The organism is Xanthomonas sp. WHRI 7064 (assembly GCF_040202355.2).
In the GTDB taxonomy this organism is placed as follows: domain Bacteria; phylum Pseudomonadota; class Gammaproteobacteria; order Xanthomonadales; family Xanthomonadaceae; genus Xanthomonas; species Xanthomonas arboricola.
In genome coordinates, this window is the sequence record NZ_CP167821.1 from 2,757,264 (window position 1) to 2,776,471 (window position 19,208).

Sequence of the window (19,208 nt, forward strand, 5' to 3'; positions counted from 1 at the left end):
CATATTGGTGCCTGCTCAGGAAGCAGCTTGCAGCGCCAGTTGCGCATCGCGCTGACGACGTCTTTCGCTGCGCGCAAGCAGCCACCAGCCGATCACTGCGGCAAGCGACACCGCCAGCACCATCAGCGTGGCCAGTGCGTTGATCTTGGGGCTGATGCCCAGCCGCACCGACGCAAACACCTTGATCGGCAAGGTGGTCGAACTGGGCCCGGCCAGGAAGCTGGCGATCACCACGTCGTCCAGCGACAGCGTGAATGCAAGCAGCCAGCCCGATGCCAATGCGGGAGCGATGATCGGCAAGGTGATCAGGAAGAACACCTTCAGCGGTGTCGCGCCCAGATCCATCGCCGCCTCTTCCAGCGAGCGATCCAGTTCCTGCAGGCGCGAGGAAATCACCACCGTGACGAACGAGACGGTGAAGGTGACATGCGCCGCCCAGATCGCCACCGCGCCACGCGGTGCGATCCCGAGTACACCGCCCATCGAAACCAGCAACAACAGGATCGACAGGCCGATGATCACTTCCGGCATCACCAGCGGTGCGGTGATCAATGCACCGAACAGGGTCTTGCCGGGAAAATGCCGCATGCGCACCATTGCCAGCGCCGCCATCGTCCCCAGCACCGTCGATGCACAGGCGGTCCAGAACGCGACTTGCAGACTGACCCAGGCCGCCTCCAGCAACTGCCGATCGCGCAGTAATTCGCCATACCAGCGCGTGGAAAAGCCGCCCCACACCATCGCCAGCCGCGAGGCGTTGAACGAGTAGACCATCAGCAACAGGATCGGCAGATACAGAAAGCCGAACCCCAGCGCGAGCACGCCAGCGCCCAGCAGGCGCGTGCCGGGAGAGGCGCGCATCATGTCAGCCGCCCTTCCAGCTCGCGCTGCTGATAACGGTGGAACAGCACGATCGGCACCAGCAACAGCAGCAACATCACCGTGGCCACCGCAGCGGCCACCGGCCAGTCGCGATTATTGAAGAACTCGCCCCATAGCACGCGGCCGATCATCAAGGTGTCCGGCCCGCCCAGCATTTCCGGAATCACGAATTCGCCCACCGCCGGAATCATCACCAGCATGCAGCCGGCCACGATGCCGTTGCGCGACAGCGGCAAGGTGATGTGCACGAAGGCCTGCCACGGCCGTGCGCCCAGGTCGTAGGCGGCTTCGAGCAATCGCTGGTCGTGCTTGACCAGATTGGCGTACAACGGCAGCACCATGAACGGCAGATAGCAGTACACGATGCCGATATAGGCGGCGAGCGGCGTGTACAGCAACTGCAAGGGCTGGCGGATCACCCCCAGCGCCAGCAGCGCCTGATTGAGCAAGCCGTTGCCGTCGAGGATGCCGATCCAGGCGTAGACGCGGATCAGGAACGAGGTCCATGACGGCAGCACCACCAGCATCATCGCCACATTGCGCGTGGCCAGCGGCAGACGCGCAATGACATAGGCCATCGGGTAGCCGATCAACAGCGCAAAGACGGTGGACAGCGCGGCGATCCTGATCGAACTCGCATACGCCGCTACGTATTGGCTGTCGCGCAGCATGACCAGGTAATTGCCCAGATGCAGCTTGACGCTCACCGCCCCATCGGCCGCAACGGCAAACAGCGGCGTGTACGGCGGCATCGCGGTGGCGCGCTCGGCGAAGGAGATCTTCAGCACGATCAGGAACGGGATCGCAAAGAACACCAGCAGCCACAGATACGGTGCGGCGATCACGCCCCAGCGCGCACCCGGCAATGCGCGGATCAGACGCCTCATGCGGTGAGCACCACGCCGTCGTCCTCGCCCCAGCTCAGCCAGACGGTGTCGCCCCAGGTCAGCGCTTCGCTGGCCCAGCGCTGACGGTTGGCGAAGTTGGCCATCAGCTTGAAACCGCCAGGCAGGCGCACGTGATAGACCGAATGGCTGCCGAAATAGGCGATGTCCTCGATCACGCCCTGCGCCTTGTTGCAGGCCTGGGCCGGTTCGTCCTTGCCGATGACGAGTTTTTCCGGGCGCAGCGCGAACGCCACCGCCTGCCCTTCGAAACCGGTGATGCCGTGACCGATCCGGATATTGGCGTCAAAGGCCGACGTCTTCAGGCCGACGTAATCCGGTTTGTCCTCGACGATCACCGCGTCGATCAGATTGACCGAGCCGATGAAGTCGGCAGCGAACCGGTTGGCCGGTTGTTCGTAGATTTCGTCCGGGGTGCCGACCTGCTGGATCCAGCCCTGGTCCATCAACGCGATGCGGGTAGCCATGCTCATGGCCTCTTCCTGATCATGGGTGACCATGACGCAGGTGACGCCAGAGGTCTCGATGATATTGACCAGCTCCAGCTGCATCTGCGCGCGCAGCTTCTTGTCCAGCGCGCCCATCGGTTCGTCCAGCAGCAGCAGCTTGGGCCGCTTGGCCAGCGAGCGCGCCAGCGCCACGCGTTGCTGCTGCCCGCCGGACAATTGATGCGGCTTGCGCCTGGCCAGGCTGCCAAGCTGCACCAGCTCCAGCATCTCGCCCACGCGCGCCGCGATCGCCGGCTTGGACAGCGCTTCCTGCTTCAGTCCAAAGGCGATGTTCTGTTCCACGCTCATGTGCGGGAACAGCGCATACGACTGGAACATCATGTTGATCGGGCGCTCGTACGGCGGCAACGGGTCGATCGGCTGGCCATCGAGCACGATGCGGCCTTTGGTCGGCCGCTCGAAGCCGGCCAGGCAGCGCAGCAGGGTGGACTTGCCGCTGCCCGAGCCGCCCAGCAGCGCGAAGATCTCGCCCTTGCGGATCTGCAGGCTGACCTCGTCAACCGCCACGACGCCATCGAACTCCTTGCGGACCTCGCGGATGCTCAGATAGGCGTTGTCGCCAGGGGAAAGCGGCGCCGCTGCGGCCTCGGTAACTGCCATGAACCCTCTCGATTGCGAAGCGTGGCCCGGCGACGACTGTGCACCTCAGGACGCCGGCGCCGCCAGTGCTTGGTGCGACATCACGTTTGCGCTTAAGCGTATCGTCTGCAGCGAGCCAACGACGACCTGCTACATCTGGTGACCGCCCGCCAGCGCGGGCGCTGCAGCAACACAGTGTCTGCGACGACAGAGCGACACCCTAGCGCGAACAAAGCGCCGACGCCCGCCGCGACGGCGATCGATCAGCGTGCCTCCGGCACCGGCGCGCTCCAGCCCAGACCCAGGCTCTTCTGCAGCGCGACGTAGTTCACCAGCAACTGCACCTGTGCCTGTGCGGCGGCGTCCTGCGCGGACAGCTGCTGGCGCTGCACGTCGAGCAGATCAATCGACGAGGTGGCACCGGCATCACGCCGTTGCTGCATCAAGCCGGCCGAGCGGGTGGCCGAGGCTTCGGCCTGCCGCGCCACCACCAGCTGCTTGCGCGCCGAGCCGAAGCGCGCCAATGCCGAATTGGCATCCTGCAACGCAGCCAGCACCGCGCCCTCGTACGCCGCCTCGCGGCCGGCGTTGCCGGCACGTGCCTGCTCCACCTGTGCCTTGGTGCGGCCGAAGTCGAAGATCGACCAGCGCAGCATCGGCACCGCAAGCGTGGTCAAGGCGTCGGAATTGAAATCGCTGGGCGAGCCAGCGACCCAGCTCAGGCCGCCCAGCAGGCTCACCTGCGGAAAATACCCGTTCAACGCCTCGCCGATCTGCGCGCTGGAGGCAGCCAGTTCGCGCTCGGCCTTGCGCACGTCGGGGCGGCGACGGATCAGGGCGCCGGCATCGTCCACGCGCACCTGCGTGGGCAGCATCGGCAACGGCTGCGGCGCGCTCAACTGCGCGTCCAGCGCGCCGGGCTCGCGCCCCACCATCAGCGCCAGCTGGTCCAGCGCTTCCTGCGACTGCATCTCCAGCGGCAGGCGCTGCGCCTGTTGCTGCTGCACCTGCGTGGCGATCTGTTCGACCTGCAGGTCCGACGCAGCGCCACGCTCGCGGCGCTGCTGGGTCAGGCGCAGGGTCTGCCCGATCTTGTCCAGGTTCGCATCGGCGATCGCCAGCCGCGCCTGCAAGCCGCGGTAGTTGAGGTACACCTGCCCCACTTCGGCTGCCAGCTGCACCTGCGCATCGGCCAGCTCGGCCTCCGAGGCCTGCGCCTGTGCCAGGGCGCCTTCGGCGGCGCGACGGCGGCGGCCGAAGAAATCCAGCTCCCAGCTGGCGTCGAAACCCGCGCTGTAGATCTGGGTCTTTTCCAGATCCAGCGCCTCCCTGCCCTGTGCCGGTGGCTGGCCGGTCTGGCCGTTCTGCAAGCCGCCCAGCGTATCGACGATGGTCTGCGGCGGCTCGGCATACGCATACACCGCGCTGGCGTTGAGCTTGGGCAAACGCTCGGCACGGCGCTGGCTGGCCAGTGCACGGTTGGCACGCAGCCGCGCCTGCGCCGCACGCAGGTTGGGACTGTCGGCCAGGGCCTGGGTGACCAGCTGGGTGAGGGTCGGGTCCTGCAGCTCCTCCCACCAATGATTCAATGGCGCGGCAGCGACCACCTCGGCGCCAGCGGCGCGATGCAGGGCCGGCGCCTGCACCGCCGTGTCGGCCACTGCCGGGGGCTTGGTGTAGTTGGGGCCGAGCATGCAGCCGCCGAGCAGGACCACGCTCAACGCCGCAGCCAGGGGCATGCGGATCAGGCGCATGGAATCAGTGCATTGCAAGGTGCGCCCCCTTGGGTAACGGCTTGAGCAAAAAGGCCAGCGGAATCGTGCAGACCACGATCACGCCGAAGATCCAGAACAGATCGCTATAGGTCATCACCAGGGCCTGCTGCTGCACCAGGCGCGCCAGCTGCGCGACCGAGCGAATGGCCGCCTCGCCGCCGGCGCTGCCCTGCATCTGCGCAGTCAGCCCGGAAAGAAAGTCCTGCGCGCGTGAGGAATTGGCGGTGATCGCGCTGCCGATGGTTTCGGTATGGAAGGTCATGCGGCGCTCCTGGAAGGTGGAGATCAGCGCAAGCCCCACCGAGCCGCCCAGGTTGCGGCCGGCGTTGAACAGGCCCGACGCATCGCCGGCCAGTTCGGGCGGCACAGACGAAATGGCCGCCTGGTTCAACGACATCATCGCCAGCGCCAGGCCGCAGCCCTGCAACAGCTGGCCGGCGACAAAATGCATGCCCACGGTGTCGGCGGTCAGCGACAGGTTGGCGAAGCAGGCTGCGGCAAAGCAGATCAGCCCGGCGATCACCAGAATGCGCACGTCCACCACCTCCAGCAGCTTGGGCATCATCGGCATCAACAGTACGGTCGGCAGGCCCGACAGCAGCAGCACGTAGCCGGCCTGCTCGGTGTTGTAGCCGGAGATCACCGCCAGGAACTGCGGAATCATGTACATGACGCCGAACAGGATCATGCCCACCGCCATGATCATGACGAACACCGCGCCGAAACTGCGATGCAGCAGCAGCGACAGGTGGATCACCGGCGGCCGCTTGCGGAACTGGCCCACGACCAGTGCAGCGAATCCGCTGAGCGCGATCACGCTCAGCGCATTGATCTCGCTGGACTCGAACCAGCGCTCGCGCTGGCCCTCCTCCAGCACCACGGTGAGCCCGCCCAGGCCGGCGGTCAGGCCGTAGATGCCCAGCCAGTCGGCATTGAGCAGGCCGGCCCAGTCGCCTTTCTCATGCTTGAGGCCAAGCAGCAGCAAGGCCACCAAGCCGACGCAGATCGGCACGTTGATGAAGAAGGCGTAGTGCCAGCTGACGTTCTCGGTGAGCCAGCCGCCGAGCAACGGGCCGATCACCGGGCCCATGATCACGGTCATGCCGAACAGCGCGGTGCCCATCGTTTGCTGGCTCGGCGGCAGCCGGGTGGCAACGATGGTCAGCGCGGTGGGAATCAGCGCACCACCGGCCAGGCCCTGCCCCACGCGGCCGATGATCATCATCGTCAACGAGGTCGACAGCCCGCACACCACCGAAAACGCGGTGAACATCACCGCGCAGATCAGCAGGAAGTTGCGCAGGCCCAGCGTGCGCACGAACCAGCCGGTCAGCGGGATCATGATGATCTCTGCAACCAGATACGCGGTGGAGATCCAGGTGCCTTCGGTGCCGCTGGCGCCGACCTCGCCCTGGATGGTGGGCAGCGCCGCGTTGACGATGGAGATGTCCAGCGTCGCCATGAACGAGCCGATGGTGCCGGCCAGCACCGCCAGCCAAGCGCCCGGCTCGGCCTTCTCGCGCTGCGCGCTGCCGCCGGCACGCGGGCCGGTGGCTGCCGTTGCATTCATCGCGCGCGCTCCTGCGCCTGCACGCGATCGGATTCCTCCTCGGCCCGTTGCTTGGCATCCTTGGCCGAGCGCGTGTCCACGGTGACCTCGACCGACATGCCCGGCACCAGCACCTTGCGCGCCTCGTCGCCGGCCAGCACGCGGATGCGCACAGGCACGCGCTGCACCACCTTGGTGAAGTTGCCAGTGGCATTTTCCGGCGGCAGCAACGCGAACTGCGAGCCGGTACCCGGCGACAGGCTCTCGACCTTGCCGTGCAGCTTGACGCCCGACAAGGCATCGACCTCGATCTCGGCCGGCTGGCCGGGACGCATCAGTCCGACCTGGGTTTCCTTGAAATTGGCGATCAGGTACAGCGATTCCTGCGGCACGATGGTCATGGTGCGGGTGCCGGCCCCGAGGAACTGGCCGACCTGCACGGTCTTGTCGCCGACGCGGCCGTGGATGCGGCTGGTCAGCAAGGTGTCTTCCACCGCCACGCGGGCCTGGTCGGCATCGGCGCTGGCCTGCTTGAGGCCGGCCTGGGCCTGCTCCAGCTGCGCGTTGCTGGCCAGGATCTGGCTCTGCGCGCCCTTGGCCTGCGCCTGCGCGGCCTGGTACTGGGCGCGTGCGCGTTGCAGTTCGTGCTGCAGGCTTTCCTGGTGTTCGTGGGTGTCGGCGCCGGAGGCGGCCAGCGGGGCGAAGCGCTTCACCTCGGCCTGGGCGAAGGTCAGGCTTGCCGCTGCCGAGGTCACCTGGCTACGCGCCTGCACCAGCGCCGACTCCTGCCCGGACACATTGGCGGTGGCCGCGGCGATATCGGCCTGACGCGCGGCGATCGCGGCTTCGGCCTGCTGCAGGGTCGCCTGATAGGTGCGGTCGTCGATCTGCAGCAGCGGCTGGCCGGCTTCCACGATCTGGTTGTCGCCCACCATCACCTTGGTCACGTAGCCGCTGACCCGCGGCGCCACGGCCACCGAGTCCGCCTGCAGGTAGGCATTGTTGGTGTCCTGCATGTAGCGGCCCTTGATCAGGTAATAGGCCAACCAGATCACCAGCAGCACCACCACCAGCACCCCGACCACGATCAGCGTCCATTTGACCTTGGGATTCTTCAACGGCGAGGGCTTTTGCGGCTCCTGCTCGTTGTGCGCGCCGGTGCCTTGCGCATCCGTGCCCGAGGGCTGGCCGTCGTTGGACTGCTGGTCGTGGTTGCTCAAGGTGAGGCGTCCTGTGTCGTGGGCGAGGCGCGCGCGACGACGTACCGCATCAGCGGTCCGGCGAAGGCGGCGCAACCATACAATTATTTGAACCGCCCGGTACAGATTGCGTGACGACCGCAGTCAGCGCGCGCTCGGACTTCCAAACGCGCGAATGGCAGGCGTTGTTACAGGAATGGAGGGATGCCTGCGTCGTCAGCGACCGGTCTTGATCTCGGTCCACAGCCGCGTGTACAGCCGGTCCACCTCCGGCGGATTGATCGCGTAGGTGAACATCTTGGCGGTCACCTCCGGCGGCGGATAGATGGTGGGGTCGTTGCGGATCGCTGCGTCCACCAGCGGCGTGGCGGTGCGCACCGGGTTGGCGTAGTGGATGAAGTTGCTGTTGGCCGCGGCCACGTCCGGCTTCAACAGATAGTTGATGAAGGCGTAGGCGTTGTCGGGGTGCTTGGCGTCCTTGGGAATGGCCAGCATGTCGAACCACTGCGGCGCGCCTTCCTTGGGGATCGCATAGGCCACCTTGATGCCGTTGCCGGCTTCCACCGCACGGTCGCGCGCCTGGATGATGTCGCCCGACCAGCCCACCGCCAGGCAGGTGTTGCCGTTGGCCAGCGAGGTCACGTACTGGCTGGAATGAAAGTTCTGCACGTACGGGCGGATCGTCTTGATCAGCGCGGCGGCCTGCTCGATCTCGGCCGGCACGCTGCTGTGCGGATCCAGGCCCAGGTAATTGAGCGCGATCGGAATCAGGTCCGAGGGCGTGTCCAGCAGGGTCACGCCGCAGTCCTTCAACCTGGACAGGTTTTCCGGCTTGAACACCAGGTCCCAGCTGTTGGCGACCTCGGTGTTGCCGAAGATCGCCTTGAGCTTGTCCACGTTGTAGCCGATGCCGGTGGTGCCGATCATGTACGGCACGCCATAGGCGTTGCCCGGGTCCTGCGCGGCAATGCGCCGCATGATGTCCGGATCCAGATTGGCCAGATTGGGGATCTTGGCTTTGTCCAGCGGCAGGAACACGCCGGCCTGGATCTGCCGGCCGAAGAAGTTCAGCGTGGGCACCACCACGTCGTAATCGCTGCCACCGGCAAGCAGCTTGGTTTCCACCATCTCGTCGCTGTCGAACACGTCGTAGGTGACCTTGATGCCGGTGCTCTTCTCGAACGCGGGAATGGTGTCTTCGGCGATGTAGTCCGAGTAGTTGTAGACGTTGAGCACCTTGGCCCGCGCCTCGGCACCGCCGGGTGCATTGCTGCCACCGCAGGCGGCCAGCAAGGTGGTGGACAGCGTCAGGGCGAGCAGTCGCAGCGTCATGCGGGTCTCCAGGGCAGCGCGATCAGGGCGGGCCGGGATGCGGCCGGTCGAAGGGCCAGCCTACCCATGGTGCTTGTGTTTGCACAGCGCGGCGTGGCGGAAACCAACCGTACGCACCCGCTGGCCGGCGCGGCCGGTGCCGCAATCGCCTCTGCCGGTCGCCCTGGCGGGTGTGCGCGACCGGCAAAGCTTGACGTGCGCCGGCAGGCTTAGGCGGCAACGATGCCCAGCGCCTGCGCAGTATCGTCCAGCGCCGCCCAGGCCTTGTCGAACAGCTCATCGACCTGTTCGCAGGTGATGATCAATGGCGGCGACAGCAGCATCGCGTCGTGGGTGGCACGCAGGATCAGCCCGCGCCGCAGCGCGAAATCGCGGCACAGCGCACCGACCCGGCCGCGTTCGGGGAAATAGACCCCGCGCCGGCGTTTGTCCGGCACCAGTTCCAGTGCTCCGACCAGGCCGGCGATACGCGCCTCGCCGACCAGCCGGTGCTCGCCCAGCTCGGCCCAGCGTTGCGCCAGGTACGGCGCGATCCGGGTACGCGCGGTGTCCACGATGCCTTCGTCCTGCAGCAGGCGCAGGTTCTCCAGCGCCACCGCCGCGCAGACCGGATGCCCCGCATAGGTGCCGCCGTGCGCCAGCTCACCCCCCTGCGCCTTGAGCACGCCGGCCACGCGATCGTTGAACATCGCCGCCGCCAACGGGATATAACCGGAGGTGATGCCCTTGGCCAGCGTCATCACGTCGGGCTGGAAGCCGAAATAATCCGCACCGAACCAGGCACCGGTACGCCCAAACCCGCAGATCACTTCGTCGGCCAGCAGCAGCACGTCGTAGCGCCGGCAGATGCGCTCGATTTCAGGCCAGTAACTTCGCGGCGGGATGTATACACCGATCGCACCCATGATCGGCTCGCCGATGAAGGCCGCCACGTTTTGCGGCCCGAGTTGCAGGATCCGGTCTTCCAGCCGACGCGCCGCTAGCAGTCCGTACTCCTCCGGGTCCATCTCCCCGCCGTCGCCGAAGTGATACGGCGGTGCGATGTGGTGGATATCCGGAATCGGCAGGCCACCCTGCCTGTGCATGCCGCGCATGCCGCCCAGGCTGGCACCGGCCATGGTGGTGCCGTGATAGCCGTCATGACGGCCGATGAAGATGCGTTTTTCCGGCTGCCCCTGCACCGCCCAGAAATGCCGCACCAGCCGCAGGATGGTGTCGTTGGCCTCCGACCCGGAGTTGGCGAAGAACGCATGGTTCAGATCGCCCGGCGTCAGCTCCGCCAGCTTGGCAGCCAGATGGATAGTGGGCTCGGTGGTGCACTGGAAGAAGCTGTTGTAGTACGCCAGCTGTTCCATCTGCCGCGCCGCCGCCTGTGCCAGCTCCTTGCGCCCGTAGCCGACATTCACGCACCACAAGCCGCCGAACGCATCCAGCAACTTGTTGCCCTGCGCGTCCCAGACATACACGCCCTCGCCGCGTGTCAGGATGCGCGTGCCCTTTTCGGCCAACGCCGCGTTGTCGTTGAACGGATGCAGGTGATGGGCGGCATCGAGCTGCTGCAAGGTTTCCAACACAGTGGGGTGCACGGCTTGCTCCGGAAGGTGGCTCACGCCAGTGGCGCGAATGCAGTGGCGTTACGAAAGGCAGCTGGGGCAAAACGCATCGGACGCCAGCAATGCACGTGGGTCTGGACCATGGCCAGACGACCTGCCCTCATCCGCCCTCCGAGCACCTTCTCCCGAGGGGAGAAGGGAACGGCGCGGCACGCTGTGCGAAACGCATATGCCTCACACATTCAACAACAGAAACTCCCGCTCCCACGAACTGATCACGCGGAAGAACGTCTCGTACTCCTTGCGCTTGACCGAGATGTAGGCGCGCACGAAGCGCCGCCCCAGCATCTCCTGCAAGGCCTCGCAGCCCTCCAGCCCATCCAGCGCCTCGCCCAGCGAGCGCGGCAGATCGTAGCCCTGCTCCTTGCCGTTGCTGCTGATCGGCGCGGTCGGCTCGAGCTTTTCGCGGATGCCGAGCAACCCGCAGGCCAGGGTCGCCGCCATCGCCAGGTACGGATTGGCGTCGGAGCCGGCAAAGCGGCTTTCCACCCGCATGTTCTGCGGCACATCGATCGGCACCCGCAGCCCGCAGGTGCGGTTGTCGAAGCCCCACAGCACATTGCTCGGCGACACCTCGCCGAACATCAGCCGCCGGTAGGAATTGACGTTGGGTGCCAGCAGCCCCATCGCCATCGGAATGTATTTCTGCAGGCCACCGAGATAGTGCGCAAAGGTGTCGCTGAAGCCGCCGTCGCGTTTGCCGCTGAACACGTTCTTGCCGGTGCCGGCATGCAGCAGGCTCTGATGGATATGCATCGCACTGCCCGGCTCGGTCTCCATCGGCTTGGCCAGAAACGTCGCATACACGCCATGCCGCAACGCCGCTTCGCGCATGGTGCGCTTGAACAGGAACACCTGATCGGCGCGCGAGAGCGCATCGGCGTGGGTGAAGTTGACCTCCAGCTGCGCGGCGCCGGATTCGTGGATCAGCGTATCCACGTCCAGTTCCATCGCATCGCAGTAGTCGTACATCAGGTCCAGGATCGGGTCGAACTCGTTGACCGCATCGATCGAATACGACTGCCGCGCAGTCTCCGGCCGACCCGAGCGCCCGGCCGGCGGCAACAACGGAAAGTCCGGGTCGGTGTTCTTCTGCACCAGGAAGAATTCCAGCTCCGGCGCCACCACCGGTTGCAGCTTGGCTTCGGCATAGGCGTCCAGCACGCGCCGCAGCACATTGCGCGGGGCAAGCTCATGCGGTTGGCCGTCCTTGGTGTAGCAATCGTGGATGACCTGCGCGGTGGGATCGGCCGCCCACGGCACCATGCGCACGGTGGACGCGTCCGGGCGCAGATGCATGTCCGAATCCGATGGCGAGGTCAGCTCGTAGTAATCGTCCGGGAAATCGCCGGTGACGGTGGTGGCGAAGATGCCTTCCGGCAGCCGGGTGCCGTAGTCGTGCGAAAACTTGTCCGCCGGAATGATCTTGCCGCGTGCGTTGCCGGTGATATCCGGCACCAGGCACTCGACCTCGGTGATGTGACGGTCCTTGAGCCAGCGACGCAGCGCGCTCTCGGGCTGCTTGGGCGTGGATGTGCGCGAACGGGTGCGGATCGACATGCAACCTCACTGACCGCGTCGAGCGGCGTATTGGCGACAGGCCTCGCCGAAGGCCTGGAAGATGGCACGGTAGAACGGATGCTGTGTGACACGCCACTCCGGATGCCACTGCACCGCGAGCAGAAAGCCCGGCCCGGGGCCGCGAAAGGCTTCGATCAGGCCATCCGGCGCGGTCGCCTCGATCAGCAGGCCGTCGGCCAGGCGTGCAATGCCCTGCCCGTGCAGCGAGTTCACCGCGACCTGCGCGCTGTCGCTCATGCCGGCCAGCAGGCCGCCGGGATGCAGCTGCACCGGATGCGCCGGGCCGTACTGCGTGTCCAGCGGCATGGCACGGTCTTCGCGGTGATCAAGCAGGCCGGGCACGTCATGCACGCGTTGGTGCAGGCGCCCGCCCAGCGCCACATTGACCTCCTGCAGCCCGCGGCAGATCGCCAGCACCGGCAGGCCACGCGCCAGTGCCTGCGGGATCAGTCCCAGGCTGGTGGCATCGCGCGCCGGGTCGTGCGGATTGCCCTCCCAGCTCGGCTCGTCGCTGTAGTGATGCGGCTCGACATTGCTCACCGCACCGGTCAGCAACAGGCCATCCAGGCGATCCAGCCACGCGCCCGCATCCAGCGTGGGCTGCAGGCTCGGCAACAGCACCGGCATCGCTCCGGCTGCGTCCACCACCGCGCGGATGTACTTCTCGCCGGTGGCCAGAAACGGATGTGGCCCTTGCTGGAGGCGATCGGTCGGCAACCCGACCAGTGGAACGACAGCCATGCGGATCTCCCGGTTGAACGCGGCTGCATCACGCGTGAGCTTGCCATCGCGCAGGCGCTGGCACTGTACAGGGCACATGTGGCGCGCAGCTGGCGGCTTGCGCATCACCCGCATCCCTCCGACCGCGACGACTTGTCAGCGAGTGCTCGCCACGGGTTGATGGGCTGCGTTGCCGATGCCTGCGAACTTACCGTGCGGCCACCTGCATTGCCAGGGTCCACACGCGCACAGTTGCGAAAGATCACATGTGCTTTGCTAGTCTGAGCGGCGACCTTGCAGGTGGTGCCCATGGTTTCCGAGAACTCCGTCGCGTGCTTGCCCGCCGCCGATGCCGCCACGCTGGCGCGGATCGATGGCTGCGAAGCGGTCGATCTGCTGTTGCCCGACACCAATGGCGTGCTGCGTGGCAAACGTGTGACAGCCGAGGTCCTGGACAAGGTCTATCGCGATGGCGTGTGCCTGCCGATGTCGCTGATCGCCACCGACATCACCGGCAATACCGTCGAGGAAACCGGGCTGGGCTACGCCATCGGCGATGCCGATCGCATCTGCCGGCCCATCGCCGGCTCGCTGCGCCCGGTGCCGTGGGCACCGCGGCCGATGGCGCAGCTGCTGCTGGCGATGCATCAGCCGGACGGCAGCGTGTTCGAGGTCGCACCGCGTGCGGTCTTGCAGCGCGTGCTGCACGGTTTTGCTGCGCTCGGCCTGACCCCGGTCATTGCGGTGGAACTGGAGTTCTACCTGTTCGACGCGGTGCCCGATGCGCAAGGACGCCCGCAGACGCCGCGCGACCCGCAGACCGGTGCACGCAGCGACAGCACCCAGGTGTATTCCTTGCAAGACCTGGACGACCAGCGCACCTTCACCGACGCGGTGACTGACGCCTGCCGCCAGCAAGGCATCCCGGCCGACACCGCCGTGGCCGAATACGCACCCGGCCAGTTCGAAATCAACCTGCAGCATCGCGCCGATGCAGTGGCCGCCTGCGACGAGGCGATCCTGCTCAAGCGCACCATCAAGGCGATTGCGCAACAGCAGGGCAAGCTCGCCAGCTTCATGGCCAAGCCGTTTCCCGGCCAGGCCGGCAGCGGCCTGCACCTGCATGTGAGCCTGCTCGATGCCGACGGGCACAACGTGTTTGCCGGCAACGTCGATGCGCCCGCCGACCGCCTGCGCCATGCCATCGCCGGCCTGCAGCGGCACGCCGATGCCTCGCTGCTGATGTTCGCGCCGCATGCCAATAGTTACCGCAGGTTCGTCAGCAATGCCTTCGTGCCGCTGGATGCGAGCTGGGGCTTCAACAACCGCACCGTGGCGCTGCGCATCCCGCATAGCGATGCACGCAACACCCGCATCGAACATCGCATCGCCGGCGCCGATGCCAACCCGTACCTGGCCGCCGCCGCCGTGCTGGCGGCCATGCTGGACGGCCTGCAACATCCCGGCGAACCCAGCGCGGCAGTCACCGGCAGTGCCTACGCGCAAGCGGTCTTTCGGCCGCGCACCTGGCAAGCCGCGGTGGATGCATTCGGCGCCAGCGACTTTGTCGGCGCGCAGTTCGGCAGCCAGTTCCAGCACGTGTTCGGCCAGCAGAAACAGCGCGAGCTGCTCGACTACCAGGCGCAGGTGCCGGATCTGGATTACGCCCGGTACCTGCGGATCGTCTGATGGACGGCCCGGCCACAACGCTGCCGCCAACCGATCCGCCGGGTAACGGCTATCCCGACAGCTGGTACGCCCGCAGCACGCCGGCCTTGCCGGAGCAGCCATGCCTGCAGGGCGTCCAACGTGCCGATGTCTGCATCCTCGGCGCCGGCTACACCGGCCTCACCGCCGCGCTCGCCCTGGCCGAGGCCGGCTACAAGGTCATCGTGCTGGAAGCCAGGCGCATCGGCTGGGGCGCCTCCGGGCGCAACGGCGGCCAGGCCATCGTCGGCTACGGCTGCGAGCAGGAAACCCTGGAAGCGCTGGTCGGCGATGCCGACGCGCGGCTGCTGTTCGACTTCTCGCGCGACGGCATGCGCCTGCTGCGCGCACGCATCGACCGCCACGCCATCGCCTGCGACTGGCGCGACGGCCACGCCCACGTGCCGCTGAAGCCGCGCCAGGTGCGGGCCTTGCAGCACGGCATCATGCGCATGGCCGAGCGCTACGACTACCCGCTGGAATGGTGGGACCGCGCGCGTATGCGGCAGGTGCTGGACAGCCCGCTCTACCTGGGCGCGATGTTCGACCCGGCCAGCGGCCATCTGCATCCGCTGGCCTATGCGCTGGGTCTGGCGCGCGCAGCGCTGGCGGCCGGCGTACGCATCCACGAGGCCTCGCCCGTCTCCCGGCTGGAGCACGGCACGCGCGTGACCATGCAGACCGACCAGGGCAGCGTCAGCGCCGAGTTCGGCGTGATCGCCGGCAATGCCCTGCTGCACGGCATTTCCACGGCGCTGGAGCGCCACATCATGCCGGTTGGCACCTATGTCGGTGCGACGCCGCCGCTGGGCCAGGCCCGTGCACGCGCGCTGATCGCCAACGACATGGCGGTCGCCGACACCAACTGGGCGCTGGACTACTACCGGCTCAGCGCCGACCACCGGCTGCTGTTCGGCGGACGCGCCAGCTACTCCTCGCGCCCGCCGCCCGGCCTGGATCGCTTGATGACCCGGCGCATGCACACGGTCTTCCCGCAGCTGCACGACGTGCCGCTGCAAACACTGTGGGGCGGCTACGTGGACATCTCGCGCAATCGCGCCCCGCAGTGGGGCCGGCTGGGGCCCAACGTGTATTTCGCCCAGGGATTCTCCGGGCATGGCGTCGCCGCCACCGGCCTGGCCGGCCAGGTCATCGCCGAGGCCATCGCCGGCCAGAGCCGACGGCTGGACGTGTTCGCACGCATTCCGCATCGGCCTTTCCCCGGTGGGCGCCTGCTGCGCACGCCGCTGCTGGTGGCGGCGATGAGTTGGTACCGGCTACGCGATGCGTTGTGGTGAATAGGCGCCGTCTTGGGCACTTTGAGACGCGGCGCTCAAGTTTTGGCGAGCAGGGCCGTTAGCTGGTATGACGGTTCGATCCGCACGGCCAGCCGATGTCCCCAGGTACCCTACATCGCAATAGTGAAAGCGCAGTCCTGCCGCAACGCGTGCTGCTGGTGGAGAACTCGCGTACTTTCACCAGCATGCTGCGCGAGGCCATCGAGCAACGCGTGGAGCTGCCGGTCACGGTCGTATCGACGCTGGCAGAAGCCGCCCGTGTACTGGACGAAGAAGACGGCTGGTTTCTGGTCCTGACCGGCCTGGTGTTGGTGGACGGCGACCGCGACAAGGTCGTGGAATTCTTCCTCTCGCGCAAGCTGCCCACAGTAGTGGTCAGCGGCGTCTATGACGAGGATCTGCGCCAGCGTGTGCTGCAGCAGCAGATCATCGATTACGTGCTCAAGAACGCGCCCGGCAGCATCGAATATCTGGCCTGGCTGGTGCAACGCCTGGAGCGCAATCGCCGCATCGCCGCGCTGGTGGTGGACGATTCCCTGTCCGCACGGACCTATGCGGCCGCGTTGCTGTCGATGTACGGCTACCGCGTGGTGCTGGCAGCCGACGGTGCGGCCGGCCTGCAGGCGATCGAGCGCGACCCCGGCATCCGCCTGACCATCGTCGACCAGGAAATGCCCGGCATGGAAGGGGTGGAATTCACCCGCAGGCTGCGTGCGATCCGTTCGCGCGACAAGGTCGCGGTGATCGGCATCTCCGGCAACAGCGACTCGTCGCTGATCCCGCGTTTCCTCAAGAACGGCGCCAACGATTTCCTGCGCAAGCCGTTCTCGCGCGAAGAGTTCTTCTGCCGTGTGTCGCAGAATGTGGACCAGCTGGAATTGATCGGCACGCTGCAGGACCTGGCCACCCGCGACTTCCTCACCGGCCTGCCCAACCGGCGCTATTTCCTGGAACAAAGCCAGCGGGTGATCCCCACCCTGTTGTCGCAGGAGCAGACGGTCACCGCGGCGATGCTGGACATCGACCACTTCAAGCACATCAACGACACCTGGGGCCACGAAGCCGGCGACCAGGCGCTACGCGCGGTGGCCGCGTCGGTCTCCAGTCATGCGCGGCCGCAGGATCTGGTGGCGCGTTTTGGCGGCGAAGAATTCTGCCTGCTGGTCCCGGGGCTGGATGCCGCCAACGCCACCAGCTACTTCGAAACCCTGCGCGAACGCATCAGCGCACTGCGCGTGCGGATCGGCGATGAAACCCTCAGCATGACGGTGAGCATCGGCGTATGCATCGCCACCGAAGACGGCCAGTCGCTGCACCATCTGCTGGGCGAGGCGGACAAGTATCTGTACCTGGCCAAGGCTGGCGGCCGCAACCAGGTGCGTCTGGCCAGCTGAGCGGCGCAGGTTCGTGCGCTGCACGGCCGGCGGCGCGCCCGACCCGGCGGTATCGCCGGCACACAGAATCGCCCCGCAGCACGCACGCCGCCCGCGCGCCGTGACTGGATTTGATCCAGATCAACGCGTTGGCGATCACGTGCGCCTATCGTGCCCTCACCGTATGGAACAAGGGCGAACGATGGCTTTGCTGGTCTGGCAGGACGACCTCAACACCGGGATCGAGGTCATCGATCACCAACACCGGCGCATCGTGGAAATGATCAATCAGTTGCATGCCGCGCACGCCAGCCTGCAACGCCTGGCAGTGGCCGAGGTGATCGACGAATTGATCGACTACACGCTATCGCACTTTGCCTTCGAGGAAGAACTGATGGAGGAAGCGGGCTACCCCTTCAGCCTGGCGCACAAGCGCGTGCACGAGGTCTTCGGCAAACGTGTCGGCGAGTACCGGCTGCGGTTCCAGGCCGGCGAAGACGTCTGCGACGAACTCCGCAGCATGCTCTCGCGCTGGTTGTTCAACCATATCCGCGGCGACGATCAGGCCTACGCGCCGCAGGTGATCGCACATCTGGACCAGTTCGCGCGCAGCCACCAGCACGGCAGCTGGTTGGGACGCACACTCAAGCGCCTGTTCCGCTAGCGACCGCTCTGCACCTGGGCGCAATCCGCCTCACCGATGACGCCGCCCGCTCTCACCTTCAAACGTCAACCCGCCGACGCGATCTGCGGGCCACGACCAACGCCAGCAGGCTCAACACCGCCGCCGCGCCCAGATATTGCCCCACCGCCTGCACGCCATAACGTGCGGCCAGTTGCGTGGCCACGTACGGCGCCGGTGCCGCCCCCAGGATGCTGGCCAGGTTGAACGATAGCGAGGCCCCGGTGTAGCGCACTTCGGTGGGATACAACTCGGCCAGCAGTGTGCCGCAGGGGCCGTAGGTCAGGCCCATGAAGAAGAACCCCAATGCCAGGAATGCGAGCACCTGCAACGGGTGATTGGCCTGGAACAGTGGCGCAAATGCCAACCCGAACGCAATGATCGCCACACTGGCCAGCATCATCGCCAGCGGCGCGCCATGCCGGTCACCGAACTTGGCCGACAGCGGGATGCCGATCGCGAAAAACACGATACCGGCCATCTGCAACAGCAGGAATTGCTCCTTGTCGTAGCCCAGGGTCTTGGTCCCGTGGCCCAGCGCGAACACCGTCATCAGATAGAACAGCACGAAGGTGGCGAATGCGCCCAGCGTGCCGATGATCAGCGCCGGCCAGTGCTGCGAAATCACCGTACCCAGGGGCAGGCGCACGCGCGTCTTGTGCTCCAGGGTCTTCTGGAAGTCGGGCGTCTCGGTGATGCTCAGGCGCACCCACAGGCCGGTCAGCACCAGCAACGCGCTGGCCAGAAACGGCACCCGCCAGCCCCATTGCATGAACTGCGCATCGTCGAGCACCGCTCCCATGCCGAGAAAGGTGCCGGTGGACAGCAGAAAGCCCAGCGGCGCACCCAGCTGCGGAAACATGCCGTACCACACGCGCTTGCCGGGCGGTGCGTTTTCGGTGGCAAGCAGCACGGCCCCGCCCCACTCGCCGCCCAGGCCCAGGCCCTGGCCAAAGCGACACAGCGCCAGCAGCGCGGGTGCGAACACGCCGATCTGGGCATAGCTGGGCAGCAAGCCGATCGCCACGGTGGACAGGCCCATCGTCAGCAGCGCCGCCACCAGGGTAGCCTTGCGACCGATCCGGTCGCCGAAATGGCCGAACACCGCCGAGCCCACCGGCCGCGCGATAAAGGCCACCGCAAACGTCGCCAGCGACTGCAGCATTGCCGCACTGCCATCGCCCGCCGGAAAAAACAGCGTCGGGAACACCAGCACCGCGGCGGTGGCGTAGATATAGAAATCGAAGAACTCGATGGTGGTGCCGATCAGACTGGCGAACAGCACGCGCGCAGGCGAATTGATGGGAGCGGCAAGCGGCGCAGCAGCAGTCATCGTTGATCGGCATCCAGACAAGACAAGTCAGCCGATTCTGGCAGATTGCAGCATCGGTTTGCGCAGACCAACCTGCGTGCAAAAAGTTACAGCCGTGACTGCCTGCCTTTCGGGCAGTGGCAGCCTGATGTCTTTCGGAATCTCGGTTGCGTTGGAGTCGCCGGGCAGTGT

Annotated in this window: 15 protein-coding genes; 4 read left to right on the forward strand and 11 right to left on the reverse strand. The window is 66.4% G+C overall.

From position 1 onward, the window contains the following. Positions 1-15: 15 nt before the first annotated feature. The 10 genes from ABQY74_RS11920 to ABQY74_RS11965 all read right to left on the reverse strand — a co-directional run bounded on the left by ABQY74_RS11920 (position 16) and on the right by ABQY74_RS11965 (position 12,665). Entirely contained in the window at positions 16-864 is an 849-nt protein-coding gene (locus ABQY74_RS11920) for an ABC transporter permease subunit (protein WP_349791555.1), read from the reverse strand. Beyond that, on the reverse strand, positions 861-1,769 hold the full coding sequence (locus ABQY74_RS11925) for an ABC transporter permease subunit (protein WP_349791557.1): 909 nt from the start codon (positions 1,767-1,769) through the stop codon (positions 861-863). The genes ABQY74_RS11920 and ABQY74_RS11925 overlap by 4 nt, the downstream gene beginning before the upstream one ends. Then, the gene (locus ABQY74_RS11930) at positions 1,766-2,896 is read right to left on the reverse strand and encodes an ABC transporter ATP-binding protein (protein ID WP_184229362.1); all 1,131 of its coding nucleotides are present in this window, start codon (positions 2,894-2,896) and stop codon (positions 1,766-1,768) included. Before ABQY74_RS11930 ends, ABQY74_RS11925 begins: the two co-directional genes overlap by 4 nt. A 242-nt stretch (positions 2,897-3,138) precedes the next feature. Next, positions 3,139-4,629, reverse strand: a complete 1,491-nt coding sequence (locus ABQY74_RS11935; protein ID WP_349791559.1) for an efflux transporter outer membrane subunit — start codon at positions 4,627-4,629, stop codon at positions 3,139-3,141. Positions 4,630-4,633: 4 nt separating this feature from the next. Next, the gene (locus ABQY74_RS11940; protein ID WP_016901633.1) at positions 4,634-6,220 is read right to left on the reverse strand and encodes an MDR family MFS transporter; all 1,587 of its coding nucleotides are present in this window, start codon (positions 6,218-6,220) and stop codon (positions 4,634-4,636) included. Continuing rightward, positions 6,217-7,419, reverse strand: coding sequence for an HlyD family secretion protein (locus ABQY74_RS11945; RefSeq protein WP_349791561.1), 1,203 nt, complete (start codon positions 7,417-7,419; stop codon positions 6,217-6,219). The genes ABQY74_RS11940 and ABQY74_RS11945 overlap by 4 nt, the downstream gene beginning before the upstream one ends. A 195-nt stretch (positions 7,420-7,614) precedes the next feature. Further along, on the reverse strand, positions 7,615-8,730 hold the full coding sequence (locus tag ABQY74_RS11950; protein ID WP_104645878.1) for a polyamine ABC transporter substrate-binding protein: 1,116 nt from the start codon (positions 8,728-8,730) through the stop codon (positions 7,615-7,617). A gap of 209 nt (positions 8,731-8,939) precedes the next feature. Continuing rightward, positions 8,940-10,316 (reverse strand): aspartate aminotransferase family protein, encoded by a 1,377-nt coding sequence (locus ABQY74_RS11955; protein ID WP_104573776.1) that lies wholly within the window; start codon positions 10,314-10,316, stop codon positions 8,940-8,942. Between the two features lie 201 nt (positions 10,317-10,517). Beyond that, on the reverse strand, positions 10,518-11,903 hold the full coding sequence (locus ABQY74_RS11960) for a glutamine synthetase family protein (RefSeq protein WP_065031616.1): 1,386 nt from the start codon (positions 11,901-11,903) through the stop codon (positions 10,518-10,520). Positions 11,904-11,909: 6 nt separating this feature from the next. Continuing rightward, on the reverse strand, positions 11,910-12,665 hold the full coding sequence (locus tag ABQY74_RS11965) for a gamma-glutamyl-gamma-aminobutyrate hydrolase family protein (protein ID WP_349791564.1): 756 nt from the start codon (positions 12,663-12,665) through the stop codon (positions 11,910-11,912). A 288-nt stretch (positions 12,666-12,953) separates the two neighbouring features. On the opposite strand from ABQY74_RS11965, the gene ABQY74_RS11970 reads away from it, so the two are divergent. The 4 genes from ABQY74_RS11970 to ABQY74_RS11985 all read left to right on the forward strand — a co-directional run bounded on the left by ABQY74_RS11970 (position 12,954) and on the right by ABQY74_RS11985 (position 17,686). Beyond that, positions 12,954-14,333, forward strand: a complete 1,380-nt coding sequence (locus ABQY74_RS11970) for a glutamine synthetase family protein (protein ID WP_349791566.1) — start codon at positions 12,954-12,956, stop codon at positions 14,331-14,333. Continuing rightward, positions 14,333-15,649, forward strand: a complete 1,317-nt coding sequence (locus ABQY74_RS11975; protein ID WP_349791568.1) for an FAD-binding oxidoreductase — start codon at positions 14,333-14,335, stop codon at positions 15,647-15,649. Before ABQY74_RS11970 ends, ABQY74_RS11975 begins: the two co-directional genes overlap by 1 nt. Positions 15,650-15,744: 95 nt before the next feature. After that, positions 15,745-17,043: a diguanylate cyclase gene (locus ABQY74_RS11980; protein ID WP_039512053.1), complete on the forward strand. Its 1,299-nt coding sequence runs from the start codon at positions 15,745-15,747 to the stop codon at positions 17,041-17,043. A 181-nt stretch (positions 17,044-17,224) separates the two neighbouring features. Further along, positions 17,225-17,686 carry a bacteriohemerythrin gene (locus ABQY74_RS11985; RefSeq protein WP_102584758.1) on the forward strand — a complete coding sequence of 154 codons (462 nt, stop codon included), beginning with the start codon at positions 17,225-17,227 and terminating at the stop codon, positions 17,684-17,686. A gap of 58 nt (positions 17,687-17,744) precedes the next feature. On the opposite strand, the gene ABQY74_RS11990 is transcribed toward ABQY74_RS11985, so the two are convergent. Then, positions 17,745-19,037 (reverse strand): MFS transporter, encoded by a 1,293-nt coding sequence (locus ABQY74_RS11990; RefSeq protein WP_349791570.1) that lies wholly within the window; start codon positions 19,035-19,037, stop codon positions 17,745-17,747. Between the last annotated feature and the right edge of the window lie 171 nt (positions 19,038-19,208).